Genomic DNA, 20,750 nt, shown 5'->3' with positions numbered 1-20,750 from the left:
GTCTGGTGTCACGCCGTGGCGCCGGGCATCGCGCCACGACGCCACGCGTCACGCCACGGTGAGCGTGAGGGCGCCCGTGTAGGTGGAGCCCGCGGTGATCGCCGTCTCGGTCCCGTCGACCGTCAGCTTCACGGACCTGCCGCGCGGCGCCCGCACGGCCGCGTCGGCCGCGAGGGTGAGGCTGGTCAGGTACGACGTCCCGGTGACCGTCCAGGTGGAGCCGCTGTTCAGCTTCACCACCACGCCGTTGTTGACGGCGGCCTGCACGGTGTTGGTGACGATGCCCAGCTCGTAGAAGGTGGACGAGTCGATCGAGGACACCCGGTGCTGGGCCTTGGTCGCCGAGATGACGCCCGCGACAGCGGAGTCCTCGAAGGTGAGGACCATGTTCTTGCCGTTGCGCATGCCGTTGTAGAAGTCGCCCTTCAGCCTGATGGAGCTGAAGGTGGCGGCACCGTCGGTGGAGTGGACGGCGGTGACGTCGAAGGAGGAGTTCTTGGTCGGGTCGGTGGTGGGCTCGGTGTAGACGCCGACGTTCATCATCTTGCCGTTGACCCGGACCGGGCCCGGGTCGTCCAGCTCGATCATCTGGAGGATGATCCCGTCGCGCGGGTTGAGCCGGGCGCCCTGCGAGCCGTCCACCGAAATGGTCGTCTGCTGGCCCTTGTTGAGGAAGGTGGCCCGCTCCGAGTTGATGACGGTGCCACCGTCCAGGGTGAGTTGACCGGCGCCGAAGAACATGTAGCCGAAGTGGCCGGAGTTGACCACCGTGCTGCGCTCCGGGATGCTCCGCAACTCGGCGTTGGACAGGCCGAGATCCAGCTCGGTGTTGAGGGCGGCGACGGCGTCGCGGGTGCTGTCGCCGTAGTGCACGACGGCAGCCGGCCCGGCGATGATCGTCGCGTAGGAGCCGACGTCGAAGCGGGAGCCGAGCACGCGGACGGTGGCGTCGCCGATGGCGTAGGTGCCGTAGCCGTAGTCGCCGGTGTTGCCGACGTGGCTGTTGATCGCGGTCAGCTTGAGGCCGCTGCCGCCCTCGACCGACAGCGCGCCCCAGGTCTCGGAGAACACGGTCGAGTTGAGGTAGGTGGCGATGCTGCCCTTGCCGATCAGGTTGGTGGCGCGGACGTTGCCGTCCAGGCCCAGCATCCAGGGCACCGACTCCATGTACGGGGTCTCGACGGTGGCCTGGTAGTCGGCGGGCAGAACGCCGTCGCGGGCGCGCAGGAAGGAGTCCTTGACGAGGACGTTGGCTCCGTTGTTGGCGATGACGGTGGTGCGGACCACGCCCTTGTTGCTGATCCGGGCGCCGTCCACGACCAGCTTGGTCGCGGAGCCGTCGCCGACCACGGCCGCGCCGTACCCGGCGAAGTCCGAACGGCCGTTGCCGTCCAGGGTGATGGTCGGGCTCTGCAGGGTGTAGTCGGCGCTCTCGACGTAGACGCCGTTGAAGCACTCGCCGGTGGACGCGATCGACACGTTGCGGGCGGCCGTGTCGGTGACCTTGCCGCCGCGTACGGCGGACAGCACGGACTTCGCGGAGTCGACCCCGTCCGAACCGACGTACAGGGCCTGCCGGAACGGGAAGGTCAGCGTCTGGTAGGTGACGTCGTTGGACTCGGCGACAGTGAGGACGACGTCGCCGCGGTAGGTGCCGGCCTGGATCAGGGTCGCGGTGCCGCCGGTCTCGGTGAGCAGCTGGCCGGTCTCCACGCCGTCGACGGTGAGGCTGATGTCGTAGCCGTCCGGGGCGACGATCTTGCCGCCGTCGCCGATGGTCAGCTGGCTGACCTTGGTGGTCGCGGCGAGTTCGTAGGTCTCCCCCGCGGCGACGGAGATCGTCCTGCCCGACGCCTTCGGCGCGGCGGTGGCGGTGCCGGAGGCGACCGGAACGAGCACGGCCGCTGTCGTGGCGGAACCGGCGATCAGGAACGAGCGTCGGGATGTCAGCGTCATTGCAGGCCTTTCCACGGGTGGAGTGCGCCGTCGCGCAGAGTTACGAGTCGCCGGTCGGAACCTGGGCGACGAAGGCACCAGAGGTGCGCAGGTTGGAGTGAATCAGCCTCGGTAAACCCGGGACAGGCCTTGCACACACGCATCCCGGAACCCGATGCCTTCGATCGTGCGGCCCACTTCATGGCGCTCACACAGAGTGGCCACAGCCCTCGGCCGTGAGCACGCACGACGGCGAGGCGGACGGTCCGCATGCCGTCCACCTCGCCGGGTTCCTGCAGCTGGTCTACGCCGGTGCGATCATCCCCGCCGACAGGTCGATGTCCGCCCCGCACAGTCCCGGCATCGCGAGCATGGCGACCAGTGCCTGCGCGACCTCGTCCTCCTCCACCAGCCGGCCGAGCGCGGCCCGGGAGGCGAAGTCCCGTTCCGCCTCCTCGACGGTGCAGCCGGTGAGTTCGGCGGTGAGCCGGAAGTTGCGGTCCATGCGGGGTCCCCGGACCGGGCCCGGGGAAAGGGAGTTGACCGCGACGCCCCGCGGGCCCACCTCGCCCGCCAGGGTCCTGGTGAGGCCGATCAGCGCCATCTTGGAGGCGGTGTACGGGGTGCGGTTGAGCAGCGGGCGCTTGCCGCTGACCGAGGCGACGTTGACGATGTCGCCGCGTCCGGCGGCGAGCATGGGCGGCAGGAACGCCCGGCACATGAGGTAGACGCCGCGTACGTTGGCGGCGAACACGTCGTCCCACTCGTCGGGTTCGATGTCGACGAGCGGCCGCACCGGTCCCGCGACACCGGCGTTGTTGACGAGCAACGACACGTTCTCGTCGGCGAGTCCGGCGGCCAGGGCGCGTACGGACGCGGGGTCCGAGACGTCACACACCGCCGTGCGGGCCGCGTCGCCCACCTTGGCCGCCGCCTCCGCCAGGGCCTGCTCGTTCCGGCCGACCAGGACCACCCGGGCGCCGGCGCCGGCGAGCGCCAGCGCGAAGGCCCGGCCGAGCGGCCCTCCCCCGCCGGTGACCAGGGCCGTACGGCCGTCGAGGCTCACGCTTCGTTCCAGGGCAGCGCGTCGCCCGCGGCCCTCGCGGCCCGTACGTCACCCGAGCGGGCGTGGCCCTCGAACAGCTCGACCCTGGACGCGCGCCCGCACAGCCGCCCGAGCAGGGCCTGCGAGGCGGTGTCGGTGACCTCCTGGTAGGTGACCGTCTTGAGGTACTTCCCCACCCACAGGCCGCCGGTGTAGCGGGCGGCACCACGTGTGGGCAGCACATGGTTCGTGCCGATCACCTTGTCGCCGAACGACACACAGGTGCCCTCGCCGAGGAACAGCGCGCCGTACTGGGTCATCCGCTCCAGCGCGAGGCGCGGCTCGGCGGTCAGCACCTCGACGTGTTCGAAGGCGAACGCGTCGGCGAGTTCGTACAGTTCGTCGACCGAGCCGACGACGTGCACCTGGCCGTGGTTGCGCCAGGCGGGCTCCGCGTAGTCGCGGGTGGGCATGCCGGGGAGGAGGCGCTCGACCTCGGCGATGGTCTTCTCGGCGACCTCGCGGGAGGTGGTGATGAGGACCGCCGGGGAGTCCGGGCCGTGCTCGGCCTGGGAGAGCAGGTCGACCGCACAGACGAACGGGTCCGCCCGGTCGTCGGCGAGGACCAGGATCTCGGTGGGTCCGGCGAACAGGTCGATGCCGATCTCGCCGAACAGCTGACGCTTGGCCTCGGCGACATAGGCGTTGCCCGGTCCCGCGATGAGGTTGACGGGCTCCATGGTGTCGGTGCCCACGGCCATCGCGGCCACCGCCTGGACGCCGCCGAGCAGCCAGATCTCGTCGGCGCCCGCGAGGTGCATGGCGGCGACGGTGGCGGCGGGGATCTCGCCGTGGATCGGCGGGGTGCAGGCGACCACGCGCGGCACGCCCGCGACCTTGGCGGTGACGATGGTCATGTGGGCGGAGGCGGTGAGCGGGTAGCGGCCGCCGGGGATGTAGGCGCCGGCCGCCTGTACCGGGATGTGCTTCTGGCCGAGCTTCACGCCCGGCAGCGTCTCCACCTCGAACTCGCCCATCGAGTCGAGCTGGTGGCGGGCGAAACTGCGGACCTGCTCCTGGACGAACCTGATGTCGTCGATGACCTGCTGCGGCACCGAGGCGACGATCTCCTCGACCTCGTCCGCGCTCAGCCGGAAGGAGTCGGGGCTCCACTTGTCGAACTTCTCGGAGTACGCGCGGACGGCCGCGTCACCGCGCTCGCGGACGTCCGCGATGACACCGGCGACGGTCTCACGCACCTGGTCGAGGGAGGCGGCCACCTCGGCCTTGGGTACGGCGTGCTTCAGGATCTCTGCCACAACTGCGGCCTTTCTCATGTGTGTTCGGATCGGCGGCTCAGACCGGGGGCGCTTCGAAGAGCACGTCGGGGTCGTTGAACTGCTCCTTGGCGACCGACTCGCTCATCGGGTCTGCGGTGCCCCACTGGTCCTGGGTGACCGGGTTGTCCACGTCGTGCCGGCCGGGGTGCCACAGGTCCTCTTCGAGGACGGCCAGCTCGGTGGTGTACTCGACGGTGTTGCCGTGCGGGTCGTGGAAGTAGGAGAAGGTGTTGTCGCCCGCCAGGTGCCGTCCCGGGCCCCAGGTGAGCCGGGTCCCGGCGCGCAGCGCACGCCCGGTGCCGCGCATGTACTCCTCCACCCCCCGCATCTCGAACGAGGCGTGGTGCAGCGACACATGGGGGCCGCGCGCGATGGCGAAGGAGTGGTGCAGCGGGCTGCACCGCAGGAAGTACATGAGGTCACCCATGTGCGTGGAGTACAGGGTGTCGGTGAGCCGGAAGCCGAGGTTGTGGATGTAGAAGTCCCGCAGGCCTTCCGGGTCCTGGGAGTTGACCACACAGTGCGAGAGCCGTACCGGGATGGCCTCGCGCTCCTCGATCTTCCGGTGGGCGCGGGTGGCCACGTCGGCCGAGACCTCGACGACCCGCCCGTCGGGGTCGAAGAACCGCAGCCCGTAGCCGCCGCCGGGGGTGTCGAGTGCGCGGGGCTCGTGGACGATCCGCACGCCGGCCCGGCCCAGCCGCACCGCGAGCTCGTCGACGGCCGCCGGTGACTCCGCGCCGAAGGCGACGAGGTCCATCCGCTTCCGCTCGTCCTCGCGGATGCGCACGATGTACTGCTCGGGGCTGCCCTCGGCGGCGAAGAACGCGATGCCGCTGTCGTTCGCGACCTCGGTCAGACCCCAGGTGGTGCCGTAGAAGGCCCGCTGCGTATCGAAGTCGGGTACGGCCAGGTCGACATGGCGCAGATGGGTGATGGGCTGGAAGCTCATGCGTGGCTCCTGACGGTGTTGCGCTGATGGCCGAGGCCGGTGATCTCCGCGTCGATCACGTCTCCGGGCCTGAGGAAGACCCCCCAGTGCGCGCCGTTGCCGGCCGGGGAGCCGGTGAGCAGCAGGTCGCCGGGGCGCAGGGTGGTGGTCGTGGAGGCGTAGGCGATCAGCCGGGGAATGTCGAAGATCATGTCCTTGGTGGACTCGTCCTGCCGGATCACCCCGTTGTGCCGGAGCGTGATCCGCAGGTCGCCCGGGTCGCCGACGAACTCCGCGGGGACCAGGAACGGCCCGGTCGGCAGGAAGGTGTCGGCGTTCTTCGCGGTGAACCAGTCGGTGCCGATGGCCTTCAGGTCGGGCCGGTACAGCCGGTCGCGGGTGGTGAGGTCGTTGCTGATCGTGTACCCGGCGACGTACGCCATCGCCTCCGCGGCCGGGATGTCCCTCCCCGACCTCCCGATGACCAGGGCGAGTTCGAGCTCCCAGTCGTGCTGCTCGCCGAGCGCGGGCAGCACGACGTCGTCGTACGGCCCGCACAGCGCGCGCGGTGAGCCGAGGAAGATGTAGGGGACGCCGGAGCGGATCCGCTCGTCCATCATCTTCTCGGCGTCGGCGCGGGCCTCCTCGGGGGTGGCGCCGTGCACGCTCTCCTTCTCGGCGGCGACCAGGTCGACCACGTGCTTGCGGTAGTTGGCGCCGCTCTGCAGGATCTGGCCGGGCTCGATCGGAGTCAGGACCCGCAGGTCGGCCAGGTTGTGCCAGGGGCCGTCGGGGGCCGCGGCCAGCTCGTGCAGGCGGGGCAGCCAGGTGTCCCAGTCCTCGACCAGCGCGCGTACCGACGCGACCGTGCCGGAGAGGTCGCGGACCCGGGTGCCGGCGACCAGGCCGGGGAAGGGGGCCGCTCCGTCGCTGAAGGTGCCGAGCGCGAAGGGTCCGGCGTGGGAGGGGGAAGGTTCGGGCACGGGCGGCTCTCCTCGTACGGGTGCGGGCTCGCCTTCGACGCTAGGCATCGCGGGCGGTCGGCGGAAATGGCCGTTCGCGATGCCTGCCATCGCCTGCGGTTCCGTGCTCCCATCTGCGGCTCCATCGCCGTACGGGATGGATGACGTCCCCCTTGTCGATGCCTCGATCCGTTGACCCTGCACCTACCGCCGATCAGGCTCGATGCCACCCCGAACCGAGGAGCGCACCGTGGTTGTCGAGCACGCCGAGCTGACCGTCGAGGAAGGCCGGGAGGCGGAATTCGAGGAGGTCTTCGGCAAGGCCCGCGAGGTGCTCGCCGAGGCGGACGGGTTCCGCTGGGCCGAGCTGCTGCGCGGCGCGGAGCGGCCGCGGACCTTCCTGCTGCTCGTCGGCTGGGAGTCGGTCGAGGCGCACACGGTCGGCTTCCGGGAGTCGGAGCGGTTCGCGCGCTGGCGGGCCCTGGTCGGCCCGTTCTTCGCCGCCCCGCCTGCCGTCGAGCACTACCGCGAGCTGGGCCCCCGCTTCACCGGCTGAAAGCTGCTGCCCCCCACCGTCTGTCTTTCTACTTTCGCAAGGATCGCCCATGCCCGTGAACAAGGTGCTCGTCGTCGGCGGCGGCATCACCGGAAGCGTGCTGTGTCTCGCCCTCGCCCAGCGCGGGGTCGGGGTGGAGCTCGTCGAGGTCTCGCCCCAGTGGTTCGGGGTGGGCCATGGCATCACCATCCAGGGCAACGCCCTCAAGGCGCTGCGTTCGGTGGGCGTGCTGGACCGGGTGCTGGCCCGGGCGGTGCCGTTCGACCTGATGCGGCTGCGCCGGGCGGACGGCGGTCTGATCACCGAGCTGGAGACCCCGCACACCGGCGGCGCGGACCTGCCGTCCACGGCGGGCGCGCTCCGCTCGGACCTGCAGAACGCGCTGTGCGACGCGGTGTACGCGCACGGCGTCACCGTCCGCCTGGGCCTGAGCGTGCGCGGCCTCGACCAGTCCGCCGACCATGTGGACGTGACCTTCACCGACGGCTCCACCGGCCGCTACGACCTGGTGGTCGGCGCGGACGGCATCAACTCGGCGATGCGCGCGCTCATCGGCATCACCACCAGGCCCCGCCCGGTCGGCATGTCGATCTTCCGGGTGGTGGCCCGGCGCCCGGCCGAGATGGACTGCGCGGAGGTGTACTACGGCGGTCCCCGCTACAAGGCCGGCTACAGCCCGATCTCCGACGACCAGTGCTACGCCTACCTCCTCGACGAGAACCTGGACGCGTCCCTGATCGGCCCGCGCGCCTCGCTGGACCTGCTGCGCGAGCGCGGCGCCGGGTACGGCGGCACCTGGGGGAAGATCCTCGCCTCGCTGCCGGACGACACGGCGGTGGACTACCGCTGGATCGAGGCGGTGCTGGTCGACGAGGACTGGCACCGGGGCCGGGCCATGGTGGTCGGGGACGCGGCGCACGCCTGCCCGCCGCTGATCGCGCAGGGTGCCGCGATGTGCATGGAGGACGCGGTGCTGCTGGCCGAGCTGGTCACCGCCGACGAGCCGGTGGACCGGGCCCTGGCCCGGTTCATGGCCCGGCGGCTGCCCCGCGTCCGCATGGTGCTGGACAACTCCCTGCAGCTCGCCGAGTGGGAGATCCACCCGGACACCCCGGGCGCCGACCCGGCCCGGATCATGTCGGAGACGCTCTCCTCCCTGACGGTGGCCGCATGAGCACGCCCGTCGTCGACTTCCACGGCCATCTCGCGGTCCCCGGGGCCGACGCCCTGGTGGCGGACACCACGGGATTCGCCGCCGAGCTGGCCGCCGAGCAGCGCGCCCACTCCGCCGAGTCGCTGGCCGCCAACCGGGCCCAGCTCCAGCGCCTGGCGGGCAGGTTGACGGACGTGGACACCCGGCTGGCCGACCTCGACGCGATGGGCGTCGACCTCCAGGTGGTCGGCCCGATGCCCATGCACCACTACTGGGCCGGCCCCGTCCTCGCGGTGCAACTGGCCCGTACCGTCAACGAGGCGGTGGCCGCGCACTGCGCCGCCGCGCCCGGCCGGCTGTACGGCCTCGGCACGGTACCGCTCCAGCACCCGGACCTCGCGGTCGCCCTGCTGGACCAGGCGGTCACCGAGCTGGGCCTGTACGGCATCAGCGTCTCCACCACCGTGGAAGGCCGCGAGCTGGCCGACCCGGCGCACGACGACGTCTGGCTGAAGGCCGAGGAGCTGGGCGCGGTCGTGTTCGTCCACCCGTGGGGCTGTTCGCTCGGCGAGCGGCTCGCCTCGCACTATCTCGGCAACACGGTCGGCCAGCCCACCGAGACCACGGTCGCGCTCTCCCACCTGATCTTCACCGGGGTCCTGGACCGCTTCCCGCGCCTGAAGCTGGTCGCCGCGCACGGCGGCGGCTACCTGCCGACGTACATCGGCCGCTCCGACCACGCCTGGCGGGTCCGGCCGGACGCGCGCGGTTGCGCCGAACCGCCCAGCTCCTATCTGCGGCGGATGTGGTTCGACGCCCTCGTCTACACGCCTCGCGCGCTGCGCCATCTGGTCGAGGAGGTGGGCGCGGACCGGGTGGTGCTCGGCACCGACCACCCGTTCGACATGGGGGTGAGCGACCCGGTGGCCCGGCTGGACGCGGCCGGCCTGGCCCCGGCCGCACGGGACGCGATCGCCGGCGGCAACGCCCTCGACCTGCTGCTGAAAGGACACACCCGATGACCCTGGGTCCCCTCGACGAAGAGCTGGCCAAGGCCCGCGCCGCCTACCGCGACCGGGGCCGTTGGGGCGAGGACGACGTCCTGGGCACGCTCAACTTCGTCGACGACGCGATCCGCGCGCACGCCGCGGGTCTGGTCCGGCGCGGCCGCTCCTTCTCGCTGGCCCAGGAGATCCACGGGTCCGGGCCCGGGGCCACCACACGGTGGCACGGGTTGGGCCGCGGCCACGACACCGAGCGGGCATGGCACGGCAGTTCGCGCACCGCCACCGACGACGGCGACGCCGTGACCGGCATCGAGCACCTGCGCGACGCCTTCACCGGCCGCGGGGTGCTGCTCGACGTCGGCCGGGCGATCGGCGACGCGCGGGGTGAACTCCCCGACGGCTTCCCGATCCTGGAGGAGCACCTGCGGGACACCGTCGAGGCGCAGGGGGCCACCTCCAGTGTGCGCCGGGGTGACATCGTTCTCGTCCGCACCGGACAGCTCGGCCGGGTACGGCGGCTCGGCGCGTGGGCCGGGTACGCGGCCGGGGACGCACCCGGCCTGTCCTTCACCACCCTCGGCTGGCTGCACCGCACGGAGATCGCGGCCGTCGCCACCGACACATACGGCCTCGAAGTGCGGCCGCACGAATTCGCCGGTCCGGTGCAGTCGCCGCTGCACCGGATCGCCGTCCCCCACATGGGTCTGCCGCTGGGCGAGATGTGGGACCTGGAAGCCCTCGCGGAGGACTGCGCGGCCGACGGTGTCCACGAGTTCCTGCTGGTGGCAGCACCCTTGCCGGTGACCGGCGCAGTCGGTGCCCCCGTCAACCCCATCGCAGTCAAGTGAGCCGCCCGTGAACACGAACCGATTCTCCGGCACCCTCCACCTCCCCGCTGGCGAGGACTTCGAGGAGGCCGTGTACGGCAGGGTCTTCAACGCCCGCCGCCCCGCCGACCGCACCCCCGCCGCCGTACTGAGGGCCGTCACCGAACAGGACGTCGTCGAGGGCGTACGACTCGCCCTGGAGCAGGGCTGGCAGGTCGCCGTCCGCTCCGGCGGGCACAGCTGGGCCGCCTGGTCGGTGCGCCGGGACGCGCTGCTGATCGACCTCGGCGGGTTCCGTGAGATGGCGTACGACGAGACGACCGGGATCGTGACGGCCACCCCCAGCGTGAAGGGCGGCGACGAACTCAACCCGTATCTGGGCGGGTTCGGGCGCTTCTTCAACGGCGGGCACTGTCCGTCCGTCGGCATCGGCGGGTTCCTGCTCCAGGGCGGGCAGGGCTGGAACGCGCGCGGGTGGGGCTGGGCGGCCGAGAACATCGTGGCGATCGACGTCGTCACGGCAGACGGCGAACTGGTCCGGGCGGACGAGAGCGAGAACAGCGACCTGTTCTGGGCGGCGCGCGGGGCGGGCCCCGGCTTCTTCGGCGTCGTCACCCGCTTCCACCTGCGCACCCGCCCGCTCCCTGGGCATCTCGCACACACCGTGCACGCCTACCCGCTGGACCTCTTCGACGAGGTCATGACCTGGCTGCACGGCATCCACCACACGGTCTCCGACCTGGTCGAGATCGTCGCCCTGACCCAGACCCCGCCCGACTTCGACGGACCGGTGCTGCTGGTCACCGGGGTCTCGATGACCGACACCCCCGAGGAGGCGGCCGAGGCGCTCGCGCCCCTGCACGCCAATCCGTACGCAGACCGGGCCCTGTTCCGTATCGAGGCCCGACCCACCACCCTCGCCGAGCAGTTGACCGGCCAGCGCACCGCCAACCCGGAAGGCCACCGCTACTTCGTCGACAACGCCTGGCTGACCGGCAGCGCCGAGGAGGTCGTCCCGGCGATCCGCAAGGCGTTCACCGAGCACCCGACCCGGCAGACCTTCACCATCTGGTTCTCCATGGCGCCGCTGCGGCAACTCCCCGACATGGCTTTCTCGTTGCAGTCGGAGATCTACTGCGCGAGCTATGTCGTGCACGACGACCCCGGCCGGGACGCGGAGCTGCGCGGCTGGCTCGACGAGGCGATGGCGGCGATGCAGCCGGTGACCGCGGGCCAGTACCTCGGCGACTCCGACTTCACGGTACGGCAGCTGCGGTTCATGGGGGACGAGCAGTGGCGACGGCTGAACGGGATCCGGGCCGCCCGTGACCCCAAGGGCGTGTTCGCCGGCCATCTGAGCGCCGGGACCGTCACCAACACCAACCACTGGGAGCAGTGAGCAGCCATGCGTTTCGCGACATACGAGCACGACGGCGAGGAGCGCGCCGGTGTGGTGCGGGACGAGGTGATCCACCCGCTGCCCGACGGGGTGAGCATCCTCACCCTCGTCGAGGCGGGCGTGCTGCACGCGGCCGGGGCCGAGGCCCTCGGCACACCGGGTGAGCTGACGGTGGATCAGGTCCGGCTGCTGCCGCCGCTGAAGCCGCCGTCCATCCGGGACTTCGTCGGTTTCGAGGCGCACATCGAGGGCGTGTCGAAGTCGCTGGACGGCCTGGAGCACGTCCCGGAGGAGTGGTACCGGGCGCCCAACTTCTACTTCACCAACCCGCATGCCGCCTACGGCGCCCATGACGACGTGCCGGTCCCGGCGGGCTGCTCGGTGCTGGACTTCGAGCTGGAGGTCGGCGCGGTGATCGGCCGCAGCGGCCGCGACCTCACCCCCGAGCAGGCGAGGGACCACATCGTCGGGTACCTGGTCTTCAACGACTGGTCGGCCCGTGATCTGCAGAAGCCGGAGAAGAACCTGGGCCTGGGCTTCTCCAAGGGCAAGGACTTCGCCAACACGCTCGGCCCCTGCCTGGTCACCGCCGACGAGGTCGAGGACCGGCGGGACGCGGACGGCTTCCTGGACCTGGAGATGACGGTCACCCTGAACGGCGAGCTGATCGGCCGGGACACCCTCGCCAACGTCTCCTGGACCTTCGAGGAGATGATCGCCTACGCCAGCCGGGACGCCTGGGTGCGCCCCGGTGACATCCTCGGCTCCGGCACCTGCGGCTGGGGTGCGCTGGCGGAGTTCTGGGGACGGCTCGGGGAGCGCACCCCGCCCCCGCTGCAGCCCGGCGACGAGGTGACGCTGACCGTGGAGCGGCTGGGCACGCTCGCCAACCGGATCGTGCCCGGACGGGCGGACGCGTATCTTCCGCGGGCCCGCAAGAGGGGCCGCACGCCGCGCCCCTAGCACCCGAAGCTGTGGGGGGCCTGTGGTGCGCGCAGGCCCCCCACCTGCGGGTATCCGGCGACGGCATGCCTGGCATCGCATCTTCCTGAGAGTCGCCCCGACCCCCTTCCTCGATGGCCGTCCGCTGGTTAACCTCGCGTTTCACCGAAGCTTCAAGGACGTGGCCGGCCGGAAGGGGACACTCGTGGGTCTCGGAGCGATCGATCTCAATCTTCTGGTGGCACTGGAAGCGCTCCTGGAGGAGAAGAACGTCACCCACGCGGGTGTACGACTGTCCACCAGCCAGTCCGCGATGAGCGGCTCGCTGGCCCGGCTGCGCCGGCACTTCAACGACGAGCTGCTCATCAGAGTGGGCCGGGAGTACGAGCTGACGCCGCTCGCGGAGCGGCTGCTGCCGGTCGTGCAGGGCTCGCTGCAGAAGGCCGAGGAGGCGCTGTCGCTGACCCGGCACTTCGACCCGGCCCGCAGCCGCCAGCGGTTCTCCGTGGTCATGTCGGACTACGTGATGACGGTGTTCGTGGAGCCGCTGCTGCGGGTGATCGCGGCCGAGGCGCCGGGCGTGCGGATCGACTTCCACCCGATCGTGGACGGGCAGCTGGAGACGGAGACGCACCTGCGCTGCCACGACCTGATGATCGTGCCGCTCGGCTACCAGCTGCCCGGGGTCAGCGAGGCCGTGATGCACGACCGGTTCGTGTGCATCGTCGACCCGGACAACCCGCGCCTGGTGGACGGCCGGCTCACCCTGCGCGACCTCGCGGAGATGCCGCACGCGGCCTGCGCCATCGGCAAGAGCCACACCCCCGCCGAGCGCCAGCTGGAGACCCTCGGGATCACCCCGAAGGTGCAGGTCAGCACGCCGGGCTTCAGTGTGCTGCCGTTCCTGGTGAGCGGTACGGACCTGGTGGCCATGGTCCCGGAGCGGCTGGCCCGCCGCTACGAGGGCTTCGCGCGCTGTGCGGTCGTACCGGCGCCGTTCCCGGACGTGCCGCTCGTGGAGGCCATGTACTGGCACCACAACCGGCACGCGGACCCGGCACACCGGTGGCTGCGGGACACCGTCCGCAGAGTCGGGGCGGCGCTGGGCGAGGAGGCGCTGGGCGAAGGGGCACTGGGCGAAGGGACGCCGCCGGAGATCGCCGAGGCGGATGCCACCCATTCCGAGAGCGTGTTTCCGGAGCTGTCCGCGGCTTCCTAGCGTGGACGGGAGGACCACTCCCGTACCCCTCTTGGAGGAAGCCGTGAGCCGCACGCGCCTGGCGGGCCGTACCGTCGTCGTCACCGGAGCCGCACAGGGCCAGGGGGCCGCGGAGGCGGCCGCGGCCGCCCGGGAGGGCGCGACGGTGATCGTGACCGACGTGCTGGACGAGGCCGGCGAGAAGCTCGCCGCGTCGCTGCGCGCCGACGGACTGGACGTCCGCTACGTCCACCTGGACGTCACCTCGCCGGACGACTGGGCGGCCCTTGCCGCCTCCCTGGAGACCGTGCACGGCCTCGTGAACAACGCGGGCATCCCGATGCGGGCCCGGCTCGGCCACGTCGAGCTCGCCGACTGGAACCGGGCCTTCGCCGTGAACACCACCGGCGCGCTGCTCGGCATCCAGGCCCTCGCCCCGCTGATGCCGGCCGGCTCCTCGATCGTGAACGTCGGTTCGGTGGCCGGGCTCACCGCGCATCACGCGGTGGCGTACACGACCAGCAAGTGGGCGCTGCGCGGCCTGTCCAAGGTGGCGGCGCTGGAGCTGGCGCCGCGCGGCATCCGGACGAACATCATCCACCCGGGGTACATCGAGACCCCGCTGATGGCCACCGCCAACCCGGTGTTCGTCGCCGCCCACCTCGCCATGACGCCCCAGGGCCGCCCGGGCACGGTCGACGAGGTGGCGCCGCTGGTGGTCTATCTCCTCTCCGACGAGGCCTCCTACGTCAACGGCGCGGAGATCACCGTCGACGGCGGCTACACGGCGCACGGCCCGGTGAAGGCGATCACCAACGCCCTCGACCGGGACTGAGCGTCAGTCCTTGAGCTGCTCCAGCGTGGACCTGGCGTCGGTCTTCAGCCAGCCGGTGACGTCACCGACGGTGGGCGGGTCGGTGTCGCTGTCGTACGTGGACAAGTACGCGCTGTAGGACATGGAGTACGTCATCCAGCCGTCCCGCACCGCGAGCGTGGCGTACCTCGAGCCGCTGGTGGTGGAGCCGTTGCTGGTGTCCTGGGTGACCAGGTAGGCCTCGTCGCCGATGCCCTGCACGGGCGTCACGTCGTAGTCGGTGTGGCTGTCGCCGTAGTTCTTCCAGGTGGCCGTGAACTCCGGTCCCGGGTCGGTCTTCTTGTGCAGGTCGACCTGCATGGTCAGGTAGGCGTCGCCGTAGCTGGAGCTGGTCTTCTTGAGGCTGAGACTGCAGTCGCTCTCGTCCAGCGCCGGGTCCTTCATCGCGTTCTTCGTGGGGGACGAGTCGTCCACGGGGTACTCGTCCTTGAACGACGAGTAGTCCGCGCTGGAGCAGAGGTTCGCGGGCGCCCGATAGCCGCGCAGGTCGGCGCTCGTGCCGAAGCCACCCGTCAGGAAGAGGCCGCCCGCCCAGGCGGCGGACGCGACCACCGCGCCCACGGCGGCCCACAGCACGGCTCTGCCGGCCGCGTTCGGGCCGCCTGTCGGCGGTGCGGCCGGCGGCGGGTAGCCGTAACCGGGCTGCGCGGCATAGGGGTTGGCCTGCTGCGGCGCGGCGGGCTGGCCGGCGAGGGTGGGCTGGGCGTAGGGGCTCTGCGGGGGCGGCGACTGCGGGTTCGGATACGGGTACGCGGTCGGCTGCGGCTGCTGGAACTGCTGGGGCTGCGGCGGTGTCGCCGGGGGCTGGTCCGGCTGCTGCGGTGGCGGCGAGGACTGCTGCGGAGCCGACGACGACGGCGGCTGCTGCGGGGAGGACGGCGGCTGCTGCGGTGGCGTGGACATGTCGTGAAGATACGGCATAACCGGACGTCGAGTCCCTGTCAGGACCGGGATCGTTATGGTCCGGGGACATCCGTTACCGGCCAAGGCCCTTTTGTTACAGGCCAGTTGGACTGAACGCCGGAAGGCCGGGGTGGGAGCCCCGGCCTTCTCGTCAGGTGCGCGGTCAGGCGGATGCCGGCTGCACCGGCGCCTGGGCCGTCGCCCGTGCGGTGTTCTTGCGGACCAGCAGCAGGGTGACCAGCGCGCCGAGCAGCGACGCGCAGCCGCAGATCACCACGCCCAGGGCCATGCCGTGCGCGAGGGCGTCCTGCGCGGCGGCCCGGGCGCCGTCGCTGCCCGCGTTGACCACGGCCAGGGGACCGGCCGCGGCCTCCATGCCCGCGTCGGCACCGGTCAGCTTGCCGACCAGCGCGGAGGAGGCCGCGCTCATCGCGATGGTGCTGATCACGGCCGGGCCGAGACCCTGGCCGAACTCGCGGACCAGGCTGGTCGCGCCGCTCGCCATGCCGGTCATCTCGATCGGCACCGCGTTCACGGCGGCCGACGTCAGCGAGGAGACCACGCAGATGAAGCCGATGCCGAGCAGCAGTACCGGGCCGATGAAGGCGGCCAGGGAGGTGGTGGTGATGGGCAGTGCGGCGATCCAGAACTGGCCGGCGGCCATCGGCAGCAGGCCGCCCATCAGCAGCCAGCGCGGCTCGACGCGGGTGAGCATCTTGCTGAGCACCGGCGCCAGGAGCAGCGGGATCAGCTGGAGGATCACGAACGGCATGCCGGCGCGCAGGGCGCTGAGGTGCATCACCGCGCCGAGCCGGATGGAGACGCAGTAGGCGGTGCCGATGAAGCCGAACATGCCGGTCAGCGCGACCACCGCGGCCGCCGCGAACGACGGGATCTTCAGCAGCTCCAGGTTGAACATCGGGGACGCGGCGCGCTGCTCCGCCATCACGAAGCCGACCAGGGCCACGGCGGCGAGGGCCAGCGCGAAGACGATCGAGGGGCTGCTCCAGCCGCGGTCGCCGCCCTCGATGATGCCCCACAGCAGGGCGGTGAGACCGACGGCGATGCTGATCTGGCCCGGCCAGTCGAGGGCACGGCCCTCGGGCGCCTTGGAGTCGGTGACCAGCGCCCAGCAGGCGATGCCGACCGCGATACCGAGGACGACCGGCGGCACGAACGCCCAGCGGAAGTCGGCGACCGTGGCCAGGATGCCGGAGGAGAGCGGGCCCACGGCGGAGGCGAGGGAGATGCTCAGCGCCCAGGTGGAGACCGCCTTGGCGCGGTCCTTCTCCTCGGGCGTCGCGGCCGCGATCACGGCGAGGGAACTCGGGAAGAGGGCGGCCGCACCGATGCCGGCGAGGGCCTGGCCGATCCAGAGCATGGTGATGTTCTGGGAGGTGGCGTTGAGGAGTTCCCCGATCGCCAGCACGAATCCGCCGAGGACCAGCAGCCGCTTACGGCCGAACAGGTCGCCCACCACACCGAAATTCAGTTCCAGGATCGCGGTGGGCAGAATGAACGCGGAGGTGACCCAGGCGACCTGCGATCCCGAGGCACCGAATGCGCTCTGGATTTCACCGTTGATGGGCGAGGGGACGGTAATGCACAGCTGCGCGGCGGCAACTGCCAGACAACAGGCTATGAGCGTGCCCACGTCCAGTTTCTTCACAGCGTTGGTCATTCCGCACTCCATCTCACGGGTTATCGGTGGTGCCGCGCTCTTCGGCTTCGGCGAGTTCGCCGTGCTCGCCGAGTCCGCCGCGTTCTATGAGTTCGATGAGATTTCCTTCGGGGTCCTTGACCCAGGCCATCCGCACCCCGGGTTCGGGGGACGGGCCGGGGGCGAGGACCTCGCTCGCCCCGTGTGCCACCAACGCGGCGTACACGGGGTCGAGTTCGGGGGTGGTGACCGCGAAGTGCCCGTACCCCTCGGTGAGGGCCGCGGTCATCGGGTCCGGTGCCCTGAGGCCGGGTACGGACCCGGGCCTGGCGAGCAGTTCGAGCCGCCAGCCGTGCGGGTGTTCCAGGACGACGCCGGTGAGTCCGGGGCCGTCGAGTCGGAACTCGAAGACGGTCCTCAGTCCGAAGACCGTTTGGTACCAGGCGAGTTGGGCGGGCAGGTCGCGTACGTTGACGCCGACGTGGTCGAGTCGTGCGTGCATCCGCGCTCAGCCCGCCATCGCGCTGTCGCCGCCGTCGACCATGAGGTTGGCGCCGTTGACGAAGGCCGCCTCGTCGGAGCAGAGGAAGGCCGCCGCGCGGGCGATGTCCTCGGGCTGCCCGACCCGGCCGACCGGGATCCGCGCCTCCAGCTGTGCCTTCGGACCGTCGGGGTCGTCGAGGAAGGGTGCGGTGGCCGAGGTGCGGGTCATGCCCGGGGCGATGGTGTTGACCCGGATGTGGTGCGGGGCGCCGGCCGCGCACAGGTGCTTGCTCATGGCGAGGACCCCGCCCTTGGCGGCGCCGTGCGGGACCATCGGCATGAACGGCGCGCCGCGCACGGCGGCCACGGAGGCGACGTTCAGGACGGCTCCGCCGCCGCGTGCGACGAGGTGCGGCCAGGCGGCCTGCGTGCAGAAGTAGGGGATGTCCAGCTCGTTCCTGATGGTGAAGTACCAGTCTTCGGCGGGCATTGTCTCGAAGGGGCCGTTCCGCAGGGCGGAGGCGTTGTTGTAGAGGATGTCGATCCCGCCGAATTCCGCGATCCCGGCGTCGATCCACTCCCGCGCCCCGGCCTCGGTGGAAAGGTCGACCGGCGCCAGGGAACGCATGACACCGCCGGCCTTCTCGACGAGTTCCACGGTTTCCGCGGCGTTCTTCTCGTCGATGTCGCAGCCGAATACGGTCGCGCCCTCGGCCGCGAACACCTGTGCCGCGGCCCGGCCGATTCCAGCCCCCGTTCCACTGATGAAAGCGATTTTTCCGGCCAGTCGACCCATGATTGCCAAGTCCCTTGTCCATGCCGCCGAAGTGCGGTGGTGGCAGCGTAGGTAGGGCCTATGGCCAGAACAAGAAATGCGTCAGCGAAACGCCATCGGGGGTTCGTATGGCTGGTATGCGCGTCAGGCGCCGACGCGTATCGGGAGGGTGTTCACCGTGTTGGTCGTGAAGCCGCCGTACGGGGTGAGGCGGCTCTCGGGGACCGCGAGCTCCAGCGCGGGAAAACGATCGAACAGGGCTTCGAGGGCCATCGTGGCCTCCAGCCGCGCCAGCGGAGCGCCCAGGCAGAAGTGGGCTCCGTGCCCCAGGGACAGGTGCCGTACGGCGTCCGCACGCGCCGGGCGCGTGACGTCGAACAGGTGGGCGTCCGGCCCGTGCGCGGCCGGATCACGCCCGGCGGCAGAGTACCCGGCCAGCACCGGGGTGCCCGCGGCGATCGGCGTACCGGCGACGGTCACGTCCCGCACCGGGTAACGGAACGGGAAGTAGCTGACCGGCGCGTCCCAGCGCAGTGTCTCCTCCACGACGTCCGCCCATCCCGCGCCCCCCGCCCGGACCAGGTCGAGCTGGTCGCGGTGGGCGCACAGGGCGCGGACGGCGTTGGTGATCAGGTTGAGCGTCGTCTTGTGCCCGGCGACGATCATCAGGAGCATGGTGCCGATCAGCTCTTCGTGGCTGAGCCGGTCGCCGCCCTCGTCCCGGACGGCGATCAGGGCACTGGTGAGGTCGTCCCCGGGCTGCTCGGTCCTGGCGGCGGCGATCGCGGTGAGGACGGCGATCATCTCCCGGTTGGCGGCGACGGCCTCGGCCGGTTCGATCTCGTTCGCCGTGACACGGTCGGACAGGTGGTGCAGCCGGTCCCTGAACTCCGTCTCCACGCCGAGGAGTTCGCTGATCACGCCCATGGGCAGCGGCAGCGCGAAGTACTCCCGGAGATCTGCGACACCACCGCCGTCGGCCAATGCCCGTGCCAGGCAGTCGAGTTGGAGGTCCGTCAATTCCCGGATCCTCGGCCGGAGCGCTTCGACGCGGCGCGGCGTGAAGGCGCGGCTGACCAGTCCGCGAAGCCTGCGGTGGTCCTCCCCGTCGGCGGTGAGCATGCTCGGCACCGTGACGAAGGTGATGAGCGGCCACCCCGGAGGGATGCGCCCTTCGCGCAGCTCCGTGAAGTGCCGTGCGTCCTTGGCGACTTCGGGCCGCTGCAAGAAGTCCTTGAGCACCTCGTGCGCGAGGACCGCCGCACCCTCGACCCCACCCGGCAGCACCACGGGCACCACGGCGCCGCGCGACAGGAGCACGGCGTTCTCGGCGTGAGGGCAGCCACCGGGAGGAGCGGTGCGGGGTAACGGCGCGGGCGGCAGGTCCATCGGGACTCCTGACTGATCATGTTCAAGAACCCTTGCGACGCACCCACGATCCCACCGGCTTCCCGTCGACGAGACCTCGATGCAAACGGTTGCCCGAAAAACAAACTGTCGTTCCGTCACCGACCGACACCATGATCCGGAGGGAACCACAGCGCCGCGGCGCCACGCGCTGGAGCCGCCCACCGCCTCGGAGGGGAGACCGAAGTGACCGGCCGACAGGAACTGCGCATTCCCGTCCCGTCGCCCCGAGGAGACCTCTGGCACACAGCCGCATGGCTGACCGTGCCCGACCCCGTCCGGCGGAGCGAACTGCAGATCCTGCTGCACGGCGCCACCTACGACCACCGCTACTGGGACTGGCCGCTGGAGCCGCAGACGTACTCCTACGTGCGCTTCGCGACCGAGAACAGCAGCGCCACGCTGGCGGTCGACCGCATAGGCTCCGGGTTCAGCACCCGCCCGCCGGGACGCGACAACACCGTCCGCGCCCAGGCACGCGCACTCAGCCACCTGGTCGGGGCCGCGAGAACCGGCGCCCTGGGCGGACAGGCGTTCAGCCGTGTGGTGCTCGTCGGGCACTCCCTCGGCTCGGTCCTGGCGGCCGCGGAGGCGGCCTGGTACGCGGACGTCGACGCGGTGGTGCTGACCGGACTCATGGGCATCGGCACCACGGCCGAGGACGACGATCCGCGGGCGGACCTCGGGTTCACGCCGGCGGTCCACGACCCGGTCACCGGTCACCTCACCGGGCTGGTCGACGACGCCTGTCTGACCGTACGGACCGATCTGCGCGTTCCCATGTTCTACGTCCAGGACAACGTCCACCCCGACGTCTTCTCCCTGGACGAACGGATCAAGGGCGTCATCACCCGCGGAGAGGTCTCGGACATGGGAACCGCCGCCGCGGCGGCGCGAGAGGTCCGGGCCCCGGCTCTGGTACTGATCGGTGAGCATGACGCGATGGAGATAGATCCCGCCACCGACAGTTCGGGCTACGCCGCCGTCGAACGGCTGACACCCCGGGCCCCGGGGAACTTCGAGTTCGCCGTGCTGCCGGGTGTCGGCCACAACATCAACCTGCACCGGAGCGCGCCGGACGCCTACCGGTTGATCGCGGACTGGCTGGACGCCACGACCGAACGCACCGCCGGGAATACGGGTGGCCGACGTCATGTTTGACGGAGTGGAACCGCTGGTATAGTCCGGACAGCACATGTCGCTGCCCTTTCTGGGGCGCCGGTGCCGGTTCCACTCTCAGCAGCCGCTTCACCCGTCGCCCTCCGCGACCGGCAGCGCGGCTTCTCAGCGCCACCTCGTGATCCAGGGCCTTCGAGCCGTCTCCGAGGTGTCCTTCCCCGCCGCACGGAGGCC

Annotated in this window: 19 protein-coding genes; 9 read left to right on the top strand and 10 right to left on the bottom strand. The window is 71.0% G+C overall.

Going from position 1 to position 20,750, the window contains the following annotated elements; genetic code table 11:
* Positions 1 to 48 precede the first annotated feature (48 nt).
* From ABZ887_RS03015 to ABZ887_RS02995, 5 genes are all read right to left on the bottom strand, one after another.
* Entirely contained in the window at positions 49 to 1,956 is a 1,908-nt protein-coding gene (locus ABZ887_RS03015; protein WP_361282232.1) for a hypothetical protein, read from the bottom strand.
* Between the two features lie 283 nt (positions 1,957 to 2,239).
* A complete protein-coding gene (locus ABZ887_RS03010) occupies positions 2,240 to 3,001 on the bottom strand; it encodes an SDR family NAD(P)-dependent oxidoreductase (RefSeq protein WP_361282230.1) in 762 nt (253 codons plus the stop codon).
* Positions 2,998 to 4,299 carry a histidinol dehydrogenase gene (hisD, locus tag ABZ887_RS03005; protein ID WP_361282228.1) on the bottom strand — a complete coding sequence of 434 codons (1,302 nt, stop codon included), beginning with the start codon at positions 4,297 to 4,299 and terminating at the stop codon, positions 2,998 to 3,000. The genes ABZ887_RS03010 and hisD overlap by 4 nt, the downstream gene beginning before the upstream one ends.
* A 37-nt stretch (positions 4,300 to 4,336) precedes the next feature.
* Positions 4,337 to 5,272, bottom strand: coding sequence for a VOC family protein (locus ABZ887_RS03000; RefSeq protein ID WP_361282226.1), 936 nt, complete (start codon positions 5,270 to 5,272; stop codon positions 4,337 to 4,339).
* A complete protein-coding gene (locus ABZ887_RS02995) occupies positions 5,269 to 6,234 on the bottom strand; it encodes a fumarylacetoacetate hydrolase family protein (RefSeq protein ID WP_361282224.1) in 966 nt (321 codons plus the stop codon). The genes ABZ887_RS03000 and ABZ887_RS02995 overlap by 4 nt, the downstream gene beginning before the upstream one ends.
* A gap of 229 nt (positions 6,235 to 6,463) precedes the next feature.
* Between ABZ887_RS02995 and ABZ887_RS02990 the strand changes: the two genes are divergently transcribed.
* From ABZ887_RS02990 to ABZ887_RS02955, 8 genes are all read left to right on the top strand, one after another.
* The gene (locus ABZ887_RS02990) at positions 6,464 to 6,769 is read left to right on the top strand and encodes an antibiotic biosynthesis monooxygenase (RefSeq protein WP_361282222.1); all 306 of its coding nucleotides are present in this window, start codon (positions 6,464 to 6,466) and stop codon (positions 6,767 to 6,769) included.
* A gap of 49 nt (positions 6,770 to 6,818) precedes the next feature.
* Positions 6,819 to 7,943 carry an FAD-dependent monooxygenase gene (locus tag ABZ887_RS02985; protein ID WP_361282220.1) on the top strand — a complete coding sequence of 375 codons (1,125 nt, stop codon included), beginning with the start codon at positions 6,819 to 6,821 and terminating at the stop codon, positions 7,941 to 7,943.
* Positions 7,940 to 8,944, top strand: a complete 1,005-nt coding sequence (locus tag ABZ887_RS02980; protein WP_361282218.1) for an amidohydrolase family protein — start codon at positions 7,940 to 7,942, stop codon at positions 8,942 to 8,944. Before ABZ887_RS02985 ends, ABZ887_RS02980 begins: the two co-directional genes overlap by 4 nt.
* Positions 8,941 to 9,777: a cyclase family protein gene (locus tag ABZ887_RS02975; RefSeq protein ID WP_361282216.1), complete on the top strand. Its 837-nt coding sequence runs from the start codon at positions 8,941 to 8,943 to the stop codon at positions 9,775 to 9,777. Before ABZ887_RS02980 ends, ABZ887_RS02975 begins: the two co-directional genes overlap by 4 nt.
* 7 nt (positions 9,778 to 9,784) lie before the next feature.
* A complete protein-coding gene (locus ABZ887_RS02970) occupies positions 9,785 to 11,155 on the top strand; it encodes an FAD-binding protein (RefSeq protein ID WP_361282214.1) in 1,371 nt (456 codons plus the stop codon).
* Positions 11,156 to 11,161: 6 nt separating this feature from the next.
* On the top strand, positions 11,162 to 12,118 hold the full coding sequence (locus ABZ887_RS02965; RefSeq protein ID WP_361282212.1) for a fumarylacetoacetate hydrolase family protein: 957 nt from the start codon (positions 11,162 to 11,164) through the stop codon (positions 12,116 to 12,118).
* 184 nt (positions 12,119 to 12,302) lie between these two features.
* Positions 12,303 to 13,316, top strand: a complete 1,014-nt coding sequence (locus ABZ887_RS02960) for a LysR family transcriptional regulator (RefSeq protein WP_361282210.1) — start codon at positions 12,303 to 12,305, stop codon at positions 13,314 to 13,316.
* Positions 13,317 to 13,359: 43 nt separating this feature from the next.
* Entirely contained in the window at positions 13,360 to 14,130 is a 771-nt protein-coding gene (locus tag ABZ887_RS02955) for an SDR family oxidoreductase (RefSeq protein ID WP_361282208.1), read from the top strand.
* A gap of 3 nt (positions 14,131 to 14,133) precedes the next feature.
* On the opposite strand, the gene ABZ887_RS02950 is transcribed toward ABZ887_RS02955, so the two are convergent.
* The 5 genes from ABZ887_RS02950 to ABZ887_RS02930 all read right to left on the bottom strand — a co-directional run bounded on the left by ABZ887_RS02950 (position 14,134) and on the right by ABZ887_RS02930 (position 19,379).
* On the bottom strand, positions 14,134 to 15,072 hold the full coding sequence (locus ABZ887_RS02950) for a hypothetical protein (RefSeq protein ID WP_361282206.1): 939 nt from the start codon (positions 15,070 to 15,072) through the stop codon (positions 14,134 to 14,136).
* 163 nt (positions 15,073 to 15,235) lie between these two features.
* Positions 15,236 to 16,753, bottom strand: coding sequence for an MFS transporter (locus ABZ887_RS02945; protein ID WP_361282204.1), 1,518 nt, complete (start codon positions 16,751 to 16,753; stop codon positions 15,236 to 15,238).
* Positions 16,754 to 16,766: 13 nt separating this feature from the next.
* Positions 16,767 to 17,234 carry a VOC family protein gene (locus ABZ887_RS02940; protein WP_361282202.1) on the bottom strand — a complete coding sequence of 156 codons (468 nt, stop codon included), beginning with the start codon at positions 17,232 to 17,234 and terminating at the stop codon, positions 16,767 to 16,769.
* A gap of 6 nt (positions 17,235 to 17,240) precedes the next feature.
* Complete coding sequence (locus ABZ887_RS02935) at positions 17,241 to 18,011, bottom strand: SDR family NAD(P)-dependent oxidoreductase (protein ID WP_361282200.1); 771 nt, start codon at positions 18,009 to 18,011, stop codon at positions 17,241 to 17,243.
* A gap of 123 nt (positions 18,012 to 18,134) precedes the next feature.
* A complete protein-coding gene (locus ABZ887_RS02930) occupies positions 18,135 to 19,379 on the bottom strand; it encodes a cytochrome P450 (RefSeq protein ID WP_361282198.1) in 1,245 nt (414 codons plus the stop codon).
* 204 nt (positions 19,380 to 19,583) lie between these two features.
* On the opposite strand from ABZ887_RS02930, the gene ABZ887_RS02925 reads away from it, so the two are divergent.
* Entirely contained in the window at positions 19,584 to 20,558 is a 975-nt protein-coding gene (locus ABZ887_RS02925; protein ID WP_361282196.1) for an alpha/beta hydrolase, read from the top strand.
* Positions 20,559 to 20,750 lie beyond the last annotated feature (192 nt).

Origin of the sequence: Streptomyces sp. NPDC047061, assembly GCF_040643955.1 — a bacterium.
Taxonomy (GTDB): domain Bacteria; phylum Actinomycetota; class Actinomycetes; order Streptomycetales; family Streptomycetaceae; genus Streptomyces.
The sequence above is the reverse complement of the archived record's forward strand: the minus strand, read 5'-3'. Positions and strand labels throughout refer to the sequence as shown.